The organism is Pseudomonas sp. PAMC 25886 (genome assembly GCF_000242655.1).
In the GTDB taxonomy this organism is placed as follows: domain Bacteria; phylum Pseudomonadota; class Gammaproteobacteria; order Pseudomonadales; family Pseudomonadaceae; genus Aquipseudomonas.
The window spans coordinates 220,360-237,501 of record NZ_AHHC01000050.1 but is presented as its reverse complement, the minus strand read 5'-3'; the positions used below and the strand labels follow the sequence as shown (position 1 = coordinate 237,501).

18 protein-coding genes are annotated in these 17,142 nt (G+C 60.9%); 7 read left to right on the top strand and 11 right to left on the bottom strand.

Features of this window, described 5'->3' with window-relative positions:
* Window positions 1–122: 122 nt before the first annotated feature.
* Both MUM_RS0116600 and MUM_RS0116595 read left to right on the top strand, forming a co-directional pair.
* Complete coding sequence (locus tag MUM_RS0116600; RefSeq protein ID WP_010171748.1) at window positions 123–1,160, top strand: PDDEXK nuclease domain-containing protein; 1,038 nt, start codon at window positions 123–125, stop codon at window positions 1,158–1,160.
* A 78-nt stretch (window positions 1,161–1,238) separates the two neighbouring features.
* Window positions 1,239–2,438 (top strand): lysozyme inhibitor LprI family protein, encoded by a 1,200-nt coding sequence (locus MUM_RS0116595; protein WP_010171746.1) that lies wholly within the window; start codon window positions 1,239–1,241, stop codon window positions 2,436–2,438.
* Window positions 2,439–2,442: 4 nt separating this feature from the next.
* Here the strand turns inward: MUM_RS0116595 and MUM_RS0116590 are convergent, their stop codons facing one another.
* The 3 genes from MUM_RS0116590 to MUM_RS0116580 form a co-directional block, all read right to left on the bottom strand.
* Window positions 2,443–2,763 (bottom strand): hypothetical protein, encoded by a 321-nt coding sequence (locus MUM_RS0116590; protein WP_010171744.1) that lies wholly within the window; start codon window positions 2,761–2,763, stop codon window positions 2,443–2,445.
* 217 nt (window positions 2,764–2,980) lie between these two features.
* On the bottom strand, window positions 2,981–3,457 hold the full coding sequence (locus tag MUM_RS0116585) for a hemerythrin domain-containing protein (RefSeq protein WP_010171742.1): 477 nt from the start codon (window positions 3,455–3,457) through the stop codon (window positions 2,981–2,983).
* Window positions 3,458–3,647: 190 nt separating this feature from the next.
* A complete protein-coding gene (locus MUM_RS0116580; RefSeq protein ID WP_141629514.1) occupies window positions 3,648–3,827 on the bottom strand; it encodes a peptidase in 180 nt (59 codons plus the stop codon).
* A gap of 123 nt (window positions 3,828–3,950) precedes the next feature.
* Here MUM_RS0116580 and MUM_RS0116575 point away from each other — a divergent pair, with 123 nt between their 5' ends.
* On the top strand, window positions 3,951–4,172 hold the full coding sequence (locus MUM_RS0116575) for a PLD nuclease N-terminal domain-containing protein (RefSeq protein WP_010171737.1): 222 nt from the start codon (window positions 3,951–3,953) through the stop codon (window positions 4,170–4,172).
* Between the two features lie 55 nt (window positions 4,173–4,227).
* Here the strand turns inward: MUM_RS0116575 and MUM_RS0116570 are convergent, their stop codons facing one another.
* Window positions 4,228–4,788, bottom strand: coding sequence for a type 1 glutamine amidotransferase domain-containing protein (locus MUM_RS0116570; protein WP_010171735.1), 561 nt, complete (start codon window positions 4,786–4,788; stop codon window positions 4,228–4,230).
* 202 nt (window positions 4,789–4,990) lie between these two features.
* Between MUM_RS0116570 and MUM_RS0116565 the strand changes: the two genes are divergently transcribed.
* Window positions 4,991–5,215 (top strand): hypothetical protein, encoded by a 225-nt coding sequence (locus tag MUM_RS0116565; protein ID WP_010171734.1) that lies wholly within the window; start codon window positions 4,991–4,993, stop codon window positions 5,213–5,215.
* Between the two features lie 29 nt (window positions 5,216–5,244).
* Here MUM_RS0116565 and MUM_RS0116560 read toward each other — a convergent pair whose 3' ends face one another.
* From MUM_RS0116560 to MUM_RS0116545, 4 genes are all read right to left on the bottom strand, one after another.
* Window positions 5,245–6,300 carry an NAD(P)-dependent oxidoreductase gene (locus tag MUM_RS0116560; RefSeq protein ID WP_010171731.1) on the bottom strand — a complete coding sequence of 352 codons (1,056 nt, stop codon included), beginning with the start codon at window positions 6,298–6,300 and terminating at the stop codon, window positions 5,245–5,247.
* A gap of 39 nt (window positions 6,301–6,339) precedes the next feature.
* A complete protein-coding gene (locus MUM_RS0116555) occupies window positions 6,340–7,128 on the bottom strand; it encodes a DeoR/GlpR family DNA-binding transcription regulator (RefSeq protein ID WP_010171729.1) in 789 nt (262 codons plus the stop codon).
* A 348-nt stretch (window positions 7,129–7,476) separates the two neighbouring features.
* The gene (locus tag MUM_RS0116550; protein WP_029615946.1) at window positions 7,477–8,418 is read right to left on the bottom strand and encodes an alpha/beta hydrolase; all 942 of its coding nucleotides are present in this window, start codon (window positions 8,416–8,418) and stop codon (window positions 7,477–7,479) included.
* 98 nt (window positions 8,419–8,516) lie between these two features.
* Entirely contained in the window at window positions 8,517–9,404 is an 888-nt protein-coding gene (locus tag MUM_RS0116545) for a LysR substrate-binding domain-containing protein (protein WP_010171725.1), read from the bottom strand.
* A gap of 121 nt (window positions 9,405–9,525) precedes the next feature.
* On the opposite strand from MUM_RS0116545, the gene MUM_RS0116540 reads away from it, so the two are divergent.
* Window positions 9,526–10,371 carry an SDR family NAD(P)-dependent oxidoreductase gene (locus tag MUM_RS0116540; protein WP_010171723.1) on the top strand — a complete coding sequence of 282 codons (846 nt, stop codon included), beginning with the start codon at window positions 9,526–9,528 and terminating at the stop codon, window positions 10,369–10,371.
* Here the strand turns inward: MUM_RS0116540 and MUM_RS0116535 are convergent.
* Together MUM_RS0116535 and MUM_RS0116530 are read right to left on the bottom strand one after the other, a co-directional pair.
* Window positions 10,358–13,417 carry an efflux RND transporter permease subunit gene (locus MUM_RS0116535; RefSeq protein WP_010171721.1) on the bottom strand — a complete coding sequence of 1,020 codons (3,060 nt, stop codon included), beginning with the start codon at window positions 13,415–13,417 and terminating at the stop codon, window positions 10,358–10,360. The two genes, MUM_RS0116540 and MUM_RS0116535, sit on opposite strands and share 14 nt — an antisense overlap.
* A complete protein-coding gene (locus MUM_RS0116530; protein ID WP_238535541.1) occupies window positions 13,417–14,517 on the bottom strand; it encodes an efflux RND transporter periplasmic adaptor subunit in 1,101 nt (366 codons plus the stop codon). The genes MUM_RS0116535 and MUM_RS0116530 overlap by 1 nt, the downstream gene beginning before the upstream one ends.
* Window positions 14,518–14,838: 321 nt before the next feature.
* On the opposite strand from MUM_RS0116530, the gene nudK reads away from it, so the two are divergent.
* Together nudK and MUM_RS0116520 are read left to right on the top strand one after the other, a co-directional pair.
* Entirely contained in the window at window positions 14,839–15,426 is a 588-nt protein-coding gene (gene nudK / locus MUM_RS0116525) for a GDP-mannose pyrophosphatase NudK (protein WP_010171718.1), read from the top strand.
* Window positions 15,426–16,628: a lipase family protein gene (locus MUM_RS0116520; protein ID WP_010171716.1), complete on the top strand. Its 1,203-nt coding sequence runs from the start codon at window positions 15,426–15,428 to the stop codon at window positions 16,626–16,628. The genes nudK and MUM_RS0116520 overlap by 1 nt, the downstream gene beginning before the upstream one ends.
* A gap of 32 nt (window positions 16,629–16,660) precedes the next feature.
* Here the strand turns inward: MUM_RS0116520 and MUM_RS0116515 are convergent, their stop codons facing one another.
* Window positions 16,661–17,101: a hotdog fold domain-containing protein gene (locus MUM_RS0116515; RefSeq protein WP_010171714.1), complete on the bottom strand. Its 441-nt coding sequence runs from the start codon at window positions 17,099–17,101 to the stop codon at window positions 16,661–16,663.
* Between the last annotated feature and the right edge of the window lie 41 nt (window positions 17,102–17,142).

Sequence of the window (17,142 nt, the reverse complement as noted above, 5' to 3'; positions counted from 1 at the left end):
TCTGCATTAAGCCACGCTCATGGAGGGTTCCAGCTGATTTGTATCGAAAGCATTCTGCTGGCCCACTCTGCATTTTTCCCTCGCTACCATCGGCCGCCTGCCAAACCCACGAGGGAAAAGGAATGAGTGAGACCTGCGAAAGCCTGACCACACCGCCCGAGGGGTACAGCGACTGGCTGACTGACCTCAAGGGTCGAATCCACTCGGCCCAGCAACGCGCCACGTTGGCGGTAAACCGCGAGCTGGTGCTGCTCTACTGGCAGATCGGCCAGGATATTTTGACCCGGCAAGCGCGGCAGGGCTGGGGGACCAAGGTGATTGGGCGACTGGCGCAGGACCTGCGTTCAGCCTTTCCGGAGATGAAGGGTTTTTCGCCGCGCAATCTGAAATATATGCGTGCATTTGCGCAAGCGTGGCCGGATCCCGAATTTGTGCAACAGGCTGCTGCACAATTGCCTTGGGGCCATAACCTGGTGCTGCTGGACCGGCTGCCCGGCCCTGAAACTCGCCGTTGGTACATTTCTCAGGCCATCGAACACAACTGGTCGCGCAACGTTCTCGTAATGCAAATCGAAGGTCGCCTGCTGGAGCGCAGTGGAAATGCCGTCAGCAACTTCGAGGGACTGCTGCCCAAAGCCCAGTCCGACCTGGCGCGCGAATCGCTCAAGGATCCGTACCGTTTCGACTTTCTCGGGCTGACGCTCGATGCGCAGGAGCGCGAAATCGAAAACGCGCTGGTCAAACATGTCACCGATTTTTTGCTGGAGCTGGGTGCAGGTTTTGCCTTCGTAGGGCGGCAAGTCTTGCTGGATGTGGGCGGCGAGGAGTTTTTCGTCGACCTGCTGTTTTATCACCTCAAGCTGAGGTGCTATGTGGTGATCGAACTCAAGGCTGGCAAGTTCAAGCCCGACCACCTGGGGCAGTTGGGTTTTTACCTCGCGGCGGTGGACGCCCAGCTCAAGCACCCGCAGGACAGTCCTACCATCGGCCTGCTGCTGTGCAAGAGCAAGAATGAAGTGGTGGCCGAATACGCCTTGCGTGACAGCTCCCGTCCGATTGGGGTTGCCGAGTATCAACTGGTGGAATCGCTGCCGGCAGAGTTGCAAACCAGTTTGCCCAGCATCGAACAGATTGAGCGTGAGCTGGCAGGCGATTCGTAACGCGGCGCCGCCAGGCTGGACATTGGCAATTGCCTCGGCACAATGGGCGCCTTGAAAGGAACTCATCCAAGGAAAGTCATGGCCCGCCGTATGAATACCGTCTACCCAACGTTGTTGCTCGCTGGCGTGCTGATGGGCGCAGGCATGCCCGCCAGTGGCGCTTCTTTCGAGTGTAAAAAAGCTTCCACACCGGTGGAAAAGGCCATTTGCGCCAGCCCCGAGTTGAGCGAACTCGACAGTTTCCTTGGCATTTACTACGGCCAGGCAATGGCCAAACTGGCCCCCGATCAGCGCGACGAATTGCGCCGTGGCCAGCGCACCTGGCTGCAGACTCGCAACGAGTGTGCCCGTGAGTCGGAGACACTGGTCGGCTGCCTGCAATCGCAACTGAGCCAGCGAGTGGTCGAGGTGGGTTCGATCACCCACAAGGATACGGCCGCTGTTGACGCAATCATTGCCAGCATTCCTTACCATCCGGCTCAGGCGGCAGAGGGGCTCAGGCGCTTTCCGATGAATGACCTGGCGGCCGCCTGGCTGGTCTACCTGCAGCGTTTTGAACCTGACAGTGGTGTCACGGCAAGCGAGGCCGAGGAGAATCGCAAGCAGGTCCTCGTAGCGCTCAAGGAAGACAACTTTCCCTGGTCGATCTGGCAGGACCTGCAAAACGATCCCGCCGTCAGCCGTGACCGGGTGATGTTGACGTTGCTGCGCATGATGATCGAGCGCGAACGGTATGAGCTGTTCGCTGACCAGCGTCCCTATGTGCACTGCTTTGTTTTCAGCCGTCAGGGCGAGGTCGCGTATGAGTCGTTCGGATCGCTGTACGGCTCCACCCGGGACAGCTTTGCACCGATTTGCGCGCCGCAGGGCGACCTGTTTGCGCAGCCGGCGTGGAAGCGGCTGGACGATAGTTTGACCGAGCCGTTGTCCACGGCATCGCAGAACGAAGGCACCATCCGCTTTGCCAGCTATGCCGACTGGAGCGCGCTTTCGCTCAAGGCTACCGCGTCGCCTCGGCTGTTTCTCCAACCGGGCACTGCCGGGCGGACCCAGGACCCTGAGCTAACCCTGCGCGACTGGGGTGTTGATAAGCAATGGCCTGCCCAGCAACGCCAGCAGACGCTGGCGGCCGTTGAGCCAGCGCGGCAAGCGACGAGCGACTGGTTGCAGCACGAGCGCGGCTTTTCTGCTGATGATGCCCGGCAAGCAGCTCGGGAAATCGTTCGGCAGTGGTTGAATCTGCGACTGGACTTTATCGGCGGCCCAAGCGAGCTCTAAGGGCTCAACTGCCCGATTCAGCAGCGGCTTTCTTGCCGGTCTTGCTGGCGGGATGCTGGGTCGAGGGGCTCTTGTGGCGCGTGCTCTTCACGCTTTTTGACGGCGCAGGCGCTTTGGTTTCAGCGTCCTTGCTGCCGCTACTGTCAGCTCCGGACGGGCTGCTGGGGTAGGTGCCCGGCGGGAGCGCCGAGCCAGGGGCGCTGTTGCCGCTCAAGGCGGGTGCCTCGGGGGCGGTGTTGTCGCCGAAGGCTGCATAGGCGGGGGCATACAGTACGAGCGTCAGGCTGGCGGCAAGTACAATCCTTTGGGAAATACAGGTCTTCATGACTCAATCCCTCTTGTTGACGGTAAGGACCGAAGCCCGGAGCATCTCCAGGCTTCGGCAACGCCTCAATCAAGACTTCCTGGAAGCAGGGGCGCGGCTTAGGGGCCCGCCATTTTGAAATCCCTGAGTGACGAGCGAATCAATGGTGTTGCCTGATTGGGAATCCGCCAGCCACGTCAAAGTTTGAAAAAGTTTGCCCGCAAGTGACGAATGGGCATCACGCAGCCAGTGGCTTGGCGCCGAGGGCCTTCTTGTGCGCGGCTTTCATCGCTTCCATCTCTGCACCAAGCTCCTCCAGCAGCGCCTTGCCCAGCAGCTTTTTCGCCTGCGGGAACATCTCGCTTTCTTCTTCCTCGATGTGGTGCTCCAACAGTTCCTTGACCACTTTGACGCGCCCGGAAAACTCGGTGGTGGACGGGGAGGTCTGTTTCAAGTCCGGCAATACCAGGGAGTCGACAGTGCGATGTTCCTCCTTGGCTTCGTGGTACATGATTTCCTGGTCCTTGCCCCCAGCCTTGCGGAAAGCCGGATAGAGGATTTCTTCCTCAAGCCGGGTATGAAGGCTGATTTCCATCTCCAGTTTGGCCAGCAGCTCCGTACGCTTCTTGACGCCGCGCTCGGTCGACTCACTCAGTTGGCTCAGGATGGCTTTGACGCGTTCGTGGTCGGCCTTGAGAAGATCAATGGCGTTCATGGGTGACACCTCACGGGTAGCGGAAGGGCGGGTCGAAATGCCCACCTGTCCAGAGCTCTACAGCATGAGTTGTACCAAGTTGAGCTGAATATTTATTTGTTTATAAAACAATGAGTTATTGATAGTCAAAGCGAGCTTGGATCGTGCAGCTTGCACGGACGGAGGGCGGCTTGCATGCATTAAACAATGTCTATCCTCCGCTGACTTTCCATTGCTGGATGTCTTCTGCGAACACAATCTGCTCAACCTCATCGGTAATTCCGTAGGCCAGCGACTCGTGGGCGGCAATCACTTTTTTCTCGGCCGACAAGCACTTGAAAATATCCAGGTGCGTCTCTGCCGTGGCGGCTTCCAGTTCGTAGGTTTTCACGTGGCGCGCCATTTCATCGGATGGACCTGTCGCAACCATTGGGCGAGAGCCATCCGCTGCAATTTTAATGAACCCTCAGGCGTGTTGATTGACCTAACCCATACGACCTCAGGAGGATGAATCATGCAAATCGAATATGTCTGGATTGGCTTGGCAGTGATTCTGGTACTGCTGGAACTGTGGGCGATCAACAGCGTTCTGCGCAGTGGCAGTGGCTGGGAAACCAAAGGGTTATGGCTGGTGGTGCTGATCTTCATGCCGCTGTTGGGGCTGATCCTCTGGGCGCTGTTTGGACCCAAGGGCGTCAACCGTGCAACCCATGCCACCGGGCATGGCAAAGGCTGATACAGAATTGGAAAAAAAACAGGCGCCCGAGGGCGCCTGTTTGCATGGGCTGGCGTTAAGCCGCCAGTGCTTTGGCAATTGCCTGGTTGAACGCTGGCAAGTCATCCGGTGTACGTGAAGTGATGAGTGTCCAGCCGTTGGCCGGGCATTCCTTCACCTCAGTATCCACCCAGTTTTCTGCCCCGGCGTTGACCAGGTCGGTGCGCACGCTTTTATAGGAAGTGAGGGTTTTGCCGCCGATCACCCCGGCATCGATCAGGGCCCACGGGCCGTGGCAGATGGCGGCGACGGTTTTCCCGGCCTTGACGAAGTCGTTGATCAGCCGCAAGGCGTCGGCGTCCTGGCGCAGGGTGTCGGCGTTGACGGTGCCGCCGGGGATGACCAGTGCATCGAAGTCGCTGCCGCTCAGCTCTGAGAGCTTGGCATCGGACTCCACGGTCCGGTCTTTCTCGGTGTCCTGAAGGAAGGTCTGCGTGCTGCCACCCTTGCTCGAACCGTGGGTTACCGTAGCACCGAAACCACGCAGGGCTTCCAGCGGCTTGAGCAGCTCGTCGCGCTCGATGCCGGTGTTGGAGGTGATGATCAGAATCTTCTTGCCGTGCAGTTGCGAACTCATGGTCGAGTGTCTCCTGAGTAGGGTGTGCGAATGCTGCTACCGGACTGTTGAGCGGATGCCTGAGCAAAAGGTTTAAATTAATTTGCGCTTATTTCCCGGGGCCCCACCCGGGACAATTTCCTTGAACTATCGAAAACCCAAGGGCTCTGCTGCATAACGGCTCCGTACTGGAGCGTTATGTTTTCAACAGGAGGAACACCCCATGGGCACCGCAAAAAACGCCGACAAAACTCCCGATGCCATCAGCTCAGAACAGGCGCAGAAAGGTCGCCAGGTTGATGAACAGGACAGCTCCCTGCAGCGCCCCAACCCCAAGACGGAAACCGTCGATAAGGTGATCACGCCGACGTCGATCAAGGACACACAACGGCAAACCGACCGGATCAATGAGAAGGCTGCTGAAGCCGAGCGCAAGCTGGGTCAGTGAGGGACGGAGGCAGTCATGGGCCGATGCACTTAACCTGCAAGCATTGCCTGGCGAAAGGCATGAATGTGGTCAACGATTTGCCTTGATGCCTCGCTGATTGCGGTGCGTGTGTTGCCGGCGATATGCGGCGTCAGGATCGCGTTGGCAACGCCAGTCAAAGGCGATTCGAACTGGTCTTTTTCCCGGGCGAAGGTATCGATGGCGACCCCCTTGATATGGCCGGGAAAGCGCTGCATGAACGTCGCCAACTGGCCCTCGTCGACGATGCCGCCACGGGCGGTGTTGATCAGGATCGACCCGGGTTTCATCCGTGTGAATGCGGCAGTGCCGAACAAGCCTTTGGTCTGCGCCGTGAGTGGTGTGTGAATGGACACCACGTCTGCCTCCTCCAGCAATTCGTCAAGCGAGGCGCGCCATTGCACGCCCAGGTTCGCAGCGGCCTGTTGGGTGAATCGCTCGGAGCCGGTGGCGATCACGTTCATGCCCAGGGCTCGCGCCTTATGGGCAAGCGATTGGGCGATTCTGCCGGTGCCCACCAGCCCCAGGGTCAACTCGGCAATTTGTGGCGCGGGTGCGAGCAGGCCTTTTGACCACTGGCCTTGATGGGTCTTGGCGTTGTAGAGATTCAGGTCACGAGACAGGAACAGCGTTTGTGCCAGCGCATATTCAGCCACGGCCGTCGCGTTGGAGCCTGGGGTATTGAGTACGGTCACGCCACGCTCGGCGGCGGCCTTCAAGTCGATATGGTTAAGCCCGACACCCGCCTGGGCGATCGCCTGTAACGGGCTGCCCAGATCCGGCGACGCGGCGGCGTTGATCAGCGCAGCCCCCAGGGGAATGTTCAAACGGGTCTTGAGTACGCTGTAGCCGCCGGCCTCTACCACGGCACCGATCAGTGAAGGCGTGTCGTGGCAATTGATATCCACGAACTGAACGCGCCCGGCGTAGTGCGTTTGGATACTGTCCTGGTCGGCGAAGTAGTGCAGGTTTAGGGTGATTTCCAGCCCGTATGCCAGGCATCGCTCGATTTCGTCATGCAGCAAGGGCGGGTTGGGTGCATCCAGAATCAGGACGGGAAACGCCATGGGTCTATTCCTTTGCAATGCTATCGGGCCAAGCCTGTGTCAGGCGTCCACTTGCATCACTTCCAGCCCCAGGCATTCATAAGCCTCGACACTGCCCGGCGGCACGTGCCACTCGGTAATCAGCGTGTGAATGCGGCTGCACGGCGCCACCACGAATGGCTCTACGGCCCCCAGCTTGTCGGCCAGGGTGACAGCCACCACGTGGGAAGCGCTGTCGAGCATAGCCTGTTTCACGGCAACTTCCTCGAAGTGCAACGAGCTGATGCCGACCTGTGGATGCAGTGCGCACACGCCCGTAAACAACAAGTCTGCCTTGATGCCCTGGATCAGCCGCAACGCCTCGTGCCCGCTGGCGGCCATGGTCACCGGGTTGAGCTGCCCGCCGGCAAGGATCACCGTCACATTGGGATGCTCGGACAACGCGATGGCAATCATCGGTGAGTGGGTGACGGCGGTCAGCTTGATGGCGTGCGGCAAGGACTGGGCGATTTGCAGGGTGGTGGTGCCGGAGTCGAACAGCACGATCTGGCCGTCTTCCACGCGATCGGCGGCGAGCTGCGCCAGGTGGCGTTTCGTCGCGGTGGTTTCGCCAAAACGGGTGAAGAAATCCTTGCCGGTGTCCTTGGGCCTTGGCAGCGCGCCGCCATGCACGCGTTGCAGCAAGCCGGCGGAGGCGAGTTCGCCGAGGTCGCGGCGTATGGTGTCCTGGGAAACGGCGAAATGCTCCACCAGGTCCGAGGCGGTGACTTTGCCATCGCGCTCCAGCAGCAACAGGATTTTCTGTTTGCGCAAGGAGGGCAGGTCGATGGCGGCATGGGTGTTGTGCATGTTTGTGCTCGTTATTGCGTGTTTATGCGAGATTAATCAGGCGAAGAACTAAACGCAATGGGTGGCCGCATGTGGGCGGCACCGGAGCAGTTGGCGAACCCGAGGTGACGCAGGAGATTTTGCTCCCGAGCGCCGTTCCAACAGGATGTTACTGAGCAAAAAAATCGTAAAAAAGTAAAAAGAGTTGTCCACGAAAACCGTGGGTATCTCTGTGGATAACTTCCCTTGAGCCCGGCGGGTATGGCGATTTAACCCGCGGTTAATATTTGATCAGCCGCTGTTTATGGCCAGTATGGGCAGGCTTTTCGTCTTGACAGGCACCGGCGAAACCGGTGCCGAAATGCACATTTACGAGTCGTTGGGGCGCACGGTGGAGGGGCCGGCGACCTGTGTCGGCCGCTTCGTTTGCATCAGGTTGTTGAGGGCCTGTCGATAGCTGCTGCCGCCCAGGCGCATGCTGTCATTGTGAGTAGCGCCGGGCACCAGCAACAGGTGTTTGGGTTCTTGTGCGGCATCAAACAATTGCTGGCTGAAGCGCGGTGGCACAAAGGCATCGGCTAACCCATGGACCACCAGCAGCGGCATGTGGATGTCAGCGATCTTGTCGATGGAGTCGAACTTCTGCGACAGCAGCCAGCGTACTGGCAGCGAGGTGTTGGCGACGGCCGTGGCCACATCCGCCAATGAGGTAAACGTGGATTCGATCACCAACCCGCGCACCGGCGGCGGCCTATTATTCTGCGCGGCCTGCTTGCCCAGTTCTGCCGCCAGGTCGATGGCCACCGCGCCACCCAGGGAGTGACCGTAGATCAGGCGCTTGGCAGGGTCGGGTTGCAGCACCTGGAAACGCTCCCAGGCAATGCGCGCGTCTTCGTAGACACTGGTTTCGGAAGGCAGGTCGCCCTGGCTCTGGCCGAAGCCGCGATAGTCGATGGCCAGCACCGAGAAACCCAGGGCCCGCAGTTGCTCAATGCGAAACAGCTGACCCGTGAGGTTCCAGCGTACGCCGTGCAAATAGAGGATCGCTGGCGCGTCCTTCTGCGCAGCCGGCCACCACCACCCATGAATGTTTTGCCCGGACTTGAAACTTGCGGGTTTCAGGTCGAATTCCTGCACATCCCGGGGCAACCCGCTGTACCAGCTGGCAGTGCCCGGTTCCACACGAAACAGCAGCTCGCGCTCCTTGTGCTGCAGCACGGCGCAACCCACTGGCAGGCCGATGATCACGGCAGCCATGCACAGCAGGGGAAACCAGCGCAGGCCGAGACGGGACATAAAACGTGAAAGCATGAAGGTTCCAGAACAGGAGCAAAGCACGGGTTTTAACAGATGCCCTGGCCGTGCAGGAAATATTTAGACAGTCGTCACCGGGCATTGCTTGCAAAGTATTACAGCGTGCCTTCCAGCAATGAGACGAAGTGCCCGGGCAACGGCGACGGATTGTCGGTGTTCCTATTGAGGTAGAGGCCGATGCTGGAAGACGCCGCGGTGAGGGGGCGAAACACCACCTTGTCGCTGGTCATCGAGCGCGCAATCGACTCCGGCACCAGCGCTACGCCAAACCCGCACGCGACCAGGCCGATCAGCGTGTGCAATTGATCGGCTTCCTGGACCACCCGTGGAGAGAACCCCGCGGCCTCGCACAACCCGATCAATTGATGGTGGTAGCCACTGCCCAATACCTGTGGCGTGAACACAAAGTCGGCGCCGGCCAAATGCTTCAGCTCGATAGCGGCGTCGTCGGCATTGGGATGGTCTACGGGAAGCGCCATCAGGATCGGTTCATCGAGCAGCAGCCGGGACTCGATGTTATCCGCCTGGCCCGGTAGATAGCGCAAAACGGCCAGATCGGCCTCGCCAGCCGAGAGTGCCTTGGCCTGGCTGGCGGAGGGCATTTCCTTGATCACCAACTGTACCTTGGGGAACGCGAGCCGAAATTGCCGCAGGGTTTCGAGCAGCCACGGGTAACCGGCAATCGACACCGACGTGATGGTAAGTGTGCCGGCGGTGCCTTGGGAGACTTGCCGGGCATTTTCGACACCGTGCTGCAGTTGCCCGAGGACCGCGTACGCCGTTTCAAGAAACGCCGTGCCCGCCGGCAGCAACTGCACCCCGCGCCGGTCACGCTCCAGCAGGGCAAACCCCAACTTCTCTTCCAGCCGATTGATCGCCTGGCTCAACGCGGGCTGTGCCATGTGCAGGCGCAGCGCAGCCTTGTGAAAGTGCAGCTCCTCGGCGACAGCAATGAACTGGCGCAGCAGGCGGGTTTCGATCATCGGGTCTGTTCCTTCAGAGAGAGGGGCTGATACGTCGTGGGTATCAACATCGCTGTTTTTCAGTATTAAACAGGGCGGTCGCGGGTTGTTAGGGTGGAGTGCCTATCAGGAGAACGCAACGATGGACTTTACAGGTAAAACCGCAATCGTGACCGGTGCCGCCCGGGGCTTGGGCTTCAGTTATGCGCGCGAGTTGGCGCGCCTCGGTGCGCGGGTGGTGATCAGCGACATCGGCACCGACGCGCTCGGCGAGGGCGCTGACCCCCAAGTGGTTCAGGCGGCCGCGCTGGCGCTTCAGAGCGAGGGGTTGCAGGTGGTCGGTCACGCAACCGATCTGTCGGGTGAAGCGGGTTGCCGAGCGCTGATCGAATGCGCCATCACCCATTTCGGGCAGCTCGATATCCTGATCCACAATGCTGGCTGGGTGGGCTATCAATCCATTGAGGCCGCCGACGCAGCGTTTATCCGGCGAGCGATGGACATCAACGTCTACGCGCCGATCTGGCTGGGCAAGCATGCCTGGCCCTACCTGAAGCGATCCGCCGCACCGCGCATCGTGCTGACCACCTCCGACCGTGCGATGTACACGCACTATGCCCAGCCGGGCCTGGTGGCCTACAGCGCCGGCAAGATGGCGCAACTGGGCATCATGAATGCGTTGAGCGGGGAAGGGGCCGAGGCGGGGATTCTGGTGAATGCCATCTCACCCGTGGCCAAGACCCGCATGTGGGGCGTGACCGGCGAGCCGGACAACCTCAAGCCGGAATGGGTAACTCCCGGCGTACTCTTCCTGGCCTCGGCGCAGTGCCAGGACAGCGGCTATATCCTGCGGGCCAGTAACGGTCAGTTCACCGCCACGCGTTTCGTTGAAAACCCGGGTGTCGAGTATCCGCTCGACCTGGCGCGGATCAACGCCGCCAGTGCCGAGCAGGTCGCTGCCCGCTGGCATGCCATCAAGCAGGGCTGACGCGCAGTCGTTCAAGCGCCAGGAACACCACCGGCGTGGTCAACAATGTCAGGGCCTGGCTCAGCAGCAAGCCGCCCACAATCACCACACCGAGCGGCTCACGCAACTCGGCGCCGGTACCGAATGCGAGCATCAGGGGGACGGCGCCGAGCAAGGCCGCCAGCGTGGTCATCATGATGGGTCGAAAGCGCGCAATACAGGCCTGATAGATCGCGTCATGTGCACTCAGGCCTTGTTTCCGCTGGGCTTGCAAGGCGAAATCCACCATCAGGATGCCGTTTTTCTTGACGATACCGATCAGCAGGATCAGCCCGATCAGCGCCATGATCGAGAAGTCCAGTTGCCAGGCCCATAGCAGCAGGATGGCGCCGACGCCTGCTGCTGGCAGCGTGGAGAGGATCGTCAGTGGATGCACCAGGCTTTCATACAGCACTCCCAAAATAATGTAGACCGCCACCAGTGCCGCCAGAATCAGGTAGGGCTGGCTGGCCAGGGACGCCTGGAATGCCTGCGCCGAACCTTGAAACGTTGCACTGATTGAGGCGGGCATTTCGATCTCTCGTTCCACTTGTTGCAGCGCCTCGACGGCCTGGCCCAGCGCGACACCGGGTGCCAGGTTGAACGACAGGTTGGCAGCAGGCTGCATACCATTGTGATTGATCAGCAGCGGCCCGCTGACCGGCGGCTCGATCCGGGCAAATGCCAGCAGGGGCACGGCCTCTCCGGTGAGAGGCGAGCGCAATTGCAGGTAGTTCAGGCTGTCGGCAGTGCCTCGCGCCGAAGGGGCGAGTTCCAGGATGACCTGGTACTGGTTGACCTCGGTCTGGTACTCGCTGATCTGCCGCTGGCCAAACGCGTCATACAGCGCGTTGTCCAGGTCGCGGGGAGTGAAGCCATAACGTGCGGCCTCGTCGCGGTCCAGGGTAATACGGGTGACGTTTGCGTCCAGTTGCAGGTCATGGGACACGTCGCTGAACAACGGGAGCGTTCTCAGTCGATCAGTCAACCGCGTGGTCCAGGTCGCGAGTTCGCCGCTGTCTTCGGCGCGCAACACATACTGGTATTGCGCTCGTGGCTGGCCGGCGCTCAGGTTGATGTCTTGCACGGCGCGAAGAAATACCTGGATACCGGGCACCTGTGCCAGTTGCGGACGCAAACGGTCGATGACCTGGCTGATGGTTGCATCGCGTTGCCCGGGGTCGTTGAGGACCAGCCACATCCGGCCATTACTGATGGAGTCGGTGATGCTGCCGCCGACGGCATGGTTGAAGTCGGTGACGTCCGGGTCCTGGCTGACGATAGCGGCCAGTTGCTGATGTTTATCCAGCATGTCCTCATAGGAAATATCCGCCGAGGCCTGGGTCACGCCCTGTATGAACGCCGTGTCTTGCAGGGGGAAGAACCCCTTGGGAATCATCACGAAGCTGGCAACGCTGAGCACCACACTCGCAAAAAACACCCCGAGCATGCTGCGCTGATGCCCCAGCGCCCAGGTCAGTGCGCGTGCGTAACCGTTACTCAGCCACGCGAGAAACCCCTTGTCTGGCGGCCGGTGTGCGGGCGCATTCATAAACAGTGATGCCAACGTGGGGGCCAGCGTCAGGCAGAGCACCACGGAAATCAGAATGGCGGCGGTGGCGGTGAGCGCGAACTCGCGAAACAGTCGGCCGATCACCCCACCCATGAACAGCAACGGGATAAATGCGGCAATCAGCGACAGGCTGATGGAGCACACCGTGAAGCCGATTTCGCTGATGCCCTTGAGCGCGGCGGTGCGTCTGTCTTCACCGCGCTCCAGGTGTCGGTGGACGTTTTCGATGACCACGATGGCGTCGTCGACGACGAATCCGACCGCGATGACGATGGCCACCAGGGTCAGGTTGTTCAGGCTGAAACCGGCCACATACATGACCGCACACGTGGCCACCAGCGAGATACCGAGTACGGCGGTGACGATCAGGGTTGCCGACCATTGGCGCAGGAACAACGCCATCACCCCAATCACCAGGACAATTGCGATACCCAGGGTCAGTTGCACTTCCTGCAAGGATGAACGGATGGTACGCGTACGGTCGTTCAGCACGTCGACCGTCACATCGGCCGGCAGTGATGCGCGTAGCCGGGGCAGTGCTTGCCGGATGCTGTCAGCCGTCGCGACGATGTTGGCGCCGGGTTGGCGAAGAACCACCAGCACCACCCCGGACTGTCCGTTGGGCCAGGCACGGGCATAGTCATTTTCAGCGCCCAGTGTGACATCGGCGACGTCACGCACGCGTACGGCCGAGCCGTTGCGATAGCTGACGATAACGTCGCCATACTCGGGGGCCGAAAACAACTGGTCATTGACTTCCAGCGTCGACACACGTGTGTCACCGAACAACGCGCCCTTGGGCAGGTTGACGCTGGATTGCCGCACGGCTTCGCGGATGTCCTGCAGGCTGACGTTGGCTGCCGCCAGCGTCTCGGGGCGCGCCTGGATACGGATCGCCGGGCGGCGCTGGCCGACCACGATGACTTGGCCGACTCCGCCGATCTGGCTGAGTTGGCGCGACAGCACGCTTTCGGCAAGGTCGCTGACATCGATCAACGAACGGCTTTCGGACACCACGCTGATGATCAGCACCGGTCCATCCGCCGGGTTGACCTTGCGCCACACAGGCAAGCTGGGCATGTCACTGGGCAGGCGTGCCGAAGCGGCGTTGATCGCCGCCTGGACTTCCTGGGCAGCGGTGTCGATATCCTTTTCCAGGGTGAATTGCAGGGTCAGCGTCATCTGGCCGAGGGCACTGGTGGACGTCATCTCGGTAATGCCGGGCACTGAACTGAACGCCACTTCCAGAGGCGTTGCGACTGACGAGGCGATGGTCTTGGCACTGGCGCCGGGCAGGCGTGCGGTCACCTGGATTGTCGGGAATTCGGCTTCCGGAAGGGGCGCGATGGAGAGGCGCGGGTAGGCGATCAACCCCAGTAGCAACAGGGCAACACTTAACAAAAGGGTGCCGGTGGGGTGGTCGATGCACCAGGTGTAGACCTTGCGCGCTGCCATCAGAAAGCGGCTCCGCCATCAGACAAACCGGCAGTTTCGGCCGCGTTGAGTATCTGCACCGTGGCGCCGGGACGCAGTCGCGAATAACCATCCTCAACGATCAGGTCGCCGGGTTGCAGGCCTGTGACCACGGCGATAGAAGCATCGGCGTACGTCACCTGCACGGGCTGGGGCGCCGCCTTGTCCTCGGTGATTCTCCAGACAAAGGTGGTTTCCTGGCCCTGGCGCAGTGCGCGTTGTGGCACCACCAGGGCGTTGCTCAACGTGTCGGTTTGCAAGTTGATGACGACTGACTGATCCGGCCAGAGCGCCCCTTGTGGGTTGGCAAAAGTGCCCTTGATACGCACCGTCCCGGTGGCATTGGATACCCGGTTGTCGATCAGTGATAACTGCCCCTCGCTCAACAGGGTGCCGCTGTCGCTTGCATAGGCACGCAAGCTCGCTGCGGTTTGGCTGGCATCACCCAGCAGTGCCTGCAATTGCCCCAGCATGGCCTGGGGCAAGGCGCTTTCTATACCGATGGGGTCCAGTTGCACGACGGAGAACAAGGGCTGGGCATCTCCTGCCCGTACATAGCTGCCGGGGTGAATATTGCGAATGCCGACGTGTCCGTCGGTCGGCGACTGAATCCGCGTATACGACAGCTGCACCTCGTTGGCGGTGACGATCGCGTCGCGGCTGTGCAGGCCGGCGCGTAACTGGGCCACCAGTGCGGTTTGCTGGTCAAGGATTTGCTTCGAAATGGCCTGGCCGCTGGCCAGGGCGCGATAGCGCGCGAGGTCGCCATTGGCAGAGGTCAATTGTGCCTGGGCCATATCCCGTTCCGCCCGGGCTTGTTGCAGGACGGCGAGAATCCCTCGATCGTCGATCTGTGCCAGCAGCTCGCCCTGGCGGACGAACTGGCCTTCGCTGACGGGGACGTCCAGCAGCAGGCCGTCGACTTGAGGCCGGATATCGACACTGCGCAGTGAACGCACATTCCCGATGGCCTGGACGATCACCGGTACGTCGCGCTGCCCCACGCTTGCCGCGCGGACCGGGACGGCGGCAGGGTCGGGAGGCGGCGCGGCGTCCGACATGTCCGGGGATAGCCAGTGCACGGCAAGCCCTATCATCGCGAGGCTGGCAATTGAAAAGACAAGACTGAAAAACGTCGAGGATGTGCGGTGTTTCGGCATAACGGCAACTTCCTGTGCGAGTGGAGTTCACGCCCGAAAAACGCTTTCACCTTGAATGCCAGGTTGGCCCTGCGTAGTACTGCGCGCATTCCCAGGGTGGGGCATTCTGACCCTGGCGGAAAAAAGCGACGACTGGCCATTCGGCTAGGTAGCCGCCTGGATACGCATGGGCCCCACAGGCTTGACTTGACGATAACGACGCTTGAACCACATGCTCCCTGTCCCACGATAAAAGGACCGCTCATGGACAACAGCCCCGTTCGCATCCACACCGAAGAGTTGCTCTCGGATAACTGGTACGTGCTGAAAAAGTACACTTTCGACCTGCGCCGCCGCGACGGCAGTTGGCAGTCCCAGACCCGTGAGATCTATGACCGGGGCAATGGTGCGACCATCCTGCTGTACAACCGCGAGCGGCGCACGGTGTTGCTGATTCGCCAGTTCCGCATGCCGACTTTCGTCAATGGCTACCACGGCTACCTGATCGAATCCGCCGCCGGCCTGCTGGACAATGCCAGCCCCGAGGAACGCATTCGTCTCGAAGCGGAAGAAGAGACGGGCTACCGTGTGGGCCACGTGGAAAAAATCTACTCGGCCTTCATGAGCCCGGGCTCGGTGACCGAGCGCATCCACTTTTTCATCGGCGAATATTCGCCTTCCGACCGGGTCAGCGATGGCGGCGGGCTGGAAGATGAGGGTGAGGATATCGAGGTGCTGGAGCTGGGGTTCGAGGCCGCTCTGTCCATGGTGCAAAGCGGTGAGATCGTCGACGGCAAGACCATCATGCTGCTGCAGTATCTTGAGTTGCGGATGTTGAAAGAGGGCTGGTGATGGCGCGTCGGTTTTCCCTGGCGTTGGCGGTGTTGCTGGCGGGATGCAGCGGCGTGAGTGCGGCGCCGGTGCCCGTCGGCGACGGCGGTGTTCCTGCGTTCTATACCTGGGCCGACAAGGTGCCTGCATCACCCGGGCAGATGCTGCGCAGTGAGCCGTTGACGGCTCGGCAAAGCCTGGCCGATGCCGGGCAGAACCTACGGATCCTGTACACCTCCACCGATGGTCTCGACACCGGCAAACACCTGGTCGTCTCCGGTGCGTTGTTCCTGCCCAAGGGCACGGCGCCGCCGGGTGGCTGGCCGCTGATGGCGTGGGCCCACGGCACGGTGGGCAGCGCTGATGTTTGCGCGCCGTCGTTCGCCGGTCGCAGCCCGCGGGACACGCGCTATCTCAATTATTGGCTGGGGCAGGGTTACGCCATCGTCGCCACGGATTACCAAGGGCTAGGGACGCCTGGGTTGCATCCGTATGGGCTGACCAGCCCGCTGGCCTATGGTGTGCTCGACAGCATCCGTGCGGTGATGGCCGGTGGTTTTGGGCTCTCCAGAAACGTCGTGGTGTTCGGCCAGTCCCAGGGCGGGCGTGCCGCGTTTGCCACGGCGGTCTACGCCAAAGACTACGCGCCTGAGTTGAACATCGTCGGCGTGGTAGCCACCGGTACGCCTTACGCGGCCACCCATAAGACCGGCGACAGTGCCGAGCTGGAAAAAGCCCGCAGCTCGGTGGTGCCGACCTTTGCCTACAACCTGTTGCGGCTGAGTACGGCCACCTTGTTTGATCCGTCGTTTGTCCCTGCCGACTACTTGAGCGAGCGCGCAATGCCAGCGTTTGAGATCAGTCAGCGCGATTGCTTGCATGCCATCGAGCAGCGGGTGGTGGCGGATAAACTTACCTTCAACGACAGCTTCAAGCGCTCGCCCAAAGCAGCCCTCGACAGGGTCTATCGCGAGTCGGCGTATCCAACCCTGAAGACGGACATTCCGGTGTTTGTCGGCACGGGTGGCAACGACCGGGATGTGTTTGTGCCGGGGCAAAAGGCCTTGGTCAGGGACGCCTGCAAGGCAGGCGACCGGATCGAATGGCATTTCTATCCCGAGCTTGATCACTCGGCCACGGTGAATGGCTCGCTGGCGGATTCGACGCCGTTTGTGCGCCGGGCGTTTGCCGGTGAAGTGATCCCCGGCAACTGCGGGTTGTAGCAGCAGGAGCCGCTCGGCTCCTGCGACGGCCTTCAGGCCAGCTTCACGTCCATGGTGATCCGTGCGGTAAACACCAACTTTCCTTCCGCATCGAGCATGTCCACCGGCACCACTTTGTCACCCGCCGTCAGCCAATCAATCCCCTCGCCATTGGCGGTCGCGGTGACGCTGCTTTTGGCCTTGGCCAGGTATTCCACCGTCATCCCCTTGGGAATCCAGCGTGCGCCGGTTGGCACGGACACATCCGTCATTGTCCCGGCCGCCAGTTCCGCGGCGTTGCACATGGCGATCGCATGCACCGTCCCCAGATGGTTGGTGACGGCCTTGCTGAACGGCACCTCCACCGCCGCCAACCCCGGGCGTAGCTGGGTGATCAACGGATTGATGGTGCTGAAGTAGGGCGCCATCTGGCACGCCAGTTTGCTGAATGCTTCGGGGCCGACGCTGTTGAACATACTCAGGTACTGACTCATGAGGTGCCTCACTGAAGGTCTGAATTTACGGAATGTTGTTC

Bases quoted from the DNA above. Each gene is read 5' to 3' on its own strand.
- MUM_RS0116585 (WP_010171742.1), bottom strand. From the start codon at position 3,457: ATGAACGCCATTGATCTTCTCAAGGCCGACCACGAACGCGTCAAAGCC.
- MUM_RS0116550 (WP_029615946.1), bottom strand. From the start codon at position 8,418: ATGCTTTCACGTTTTATGTCCCGTCTCGGCCTGCGCTGGTTTCCCCTG.
- MUM_RS0116565 (WP_010171734.1), top strand. From the start codon at position 4,991: ATGGGCACCGCAAAAAACGCCGACAAAACTCCCGATGCCATCAGCTCA.
- MUM_RS0116600 (WP_010171748.1), top strand. From the start codon at position 123: ATGAGTGAGACCTGCGAAAGCCTGACCACACCGCCCGAGGGGTACAGC.
- MUM_RS0116570 (WP_010171735.1), bottom strand. From the start codon at position 4,788: ATGAGTTCGCAACTGCACGGCAAGAAGATTCTGATCATCACCTCCAAC.
- MUM_RS0116535 (WP_010171721.1), bottom strand. From the start codon at position 13,417: ATGGCAGCGCGCAAGGTCTACACCTGGTGCATCGACCACCCCACCGGC.
- MUM_RS0116540 (WP_010171723.1), top strand. From the start codon at position 9,526: ATGGACTTTACAGGTAAAACCGCAATCGTGACCGGTGCCGCCCGGGGC.
- MUM_RS0116515 (WP_010171714.1), bottom strand. From the start codon at position 17,101: ATGAGTCAGTACCTGAGTATGTTCAACAGCGTCGGCCCCGAAGCATTC.
- MUM_RS0116520 (WP_010171716.1), top strand. From the start codon at position 15,426: ATGGCGCGTCGGTTTTCCCTGGCGTTGGCGGTGTTGCTGGCGGGATGC.
- MUM_RS0116575 (WP_010171737.1), top strand. From the start codon at position 3,951: ATGCAAATCGAATATGTCTGGATTGGCTTGGCAGTGATTCTGGTACTG.
- MUM_RS0116590 (WP_010171744.1), bottom strand. From the start codon at position 2,763: ATGAAGACCTGTATTTCCCAAAGGATTGTACTTGCCGCCAGCCTGACG.
- MUM_RS0116545 (WP_010171725.1), bottom strand. From the start codon at position 9,404: ATGATCGAAACCCGCCTGCTGCGCCAGTTCATTGCTGTCGCCGAGGAG.
- MUM_RS0116595 (WP_010171746.1), top strand. From the start codon at position 1,239: ATGGCCCGCCGTATGAATACCGTCTACCCAACGTTGTTGCTCGCTGGC.
- MUM_RS0116555 (WP_010171729.1), bottom strand. From the start codon at position 7,128: ATGCACAACACCCATGCCGCCATCGACCTGCCCTCCTTGCGCAAACAG.
- MUM_RS0116560 (WP_010171731.1), bottom strand. From the start codon at position 6,300: ATGGCGTTTCCCGTCCTGATTCTGGATGCACCCAACCCGCCCTTGCTG.
- nudK (WP_010171718.1), top strand. From the start codon at position 14,839: ATGGACAACAGCCCCGTTCGCATCCACACCGAAGAGTTGCTCTCGGAT.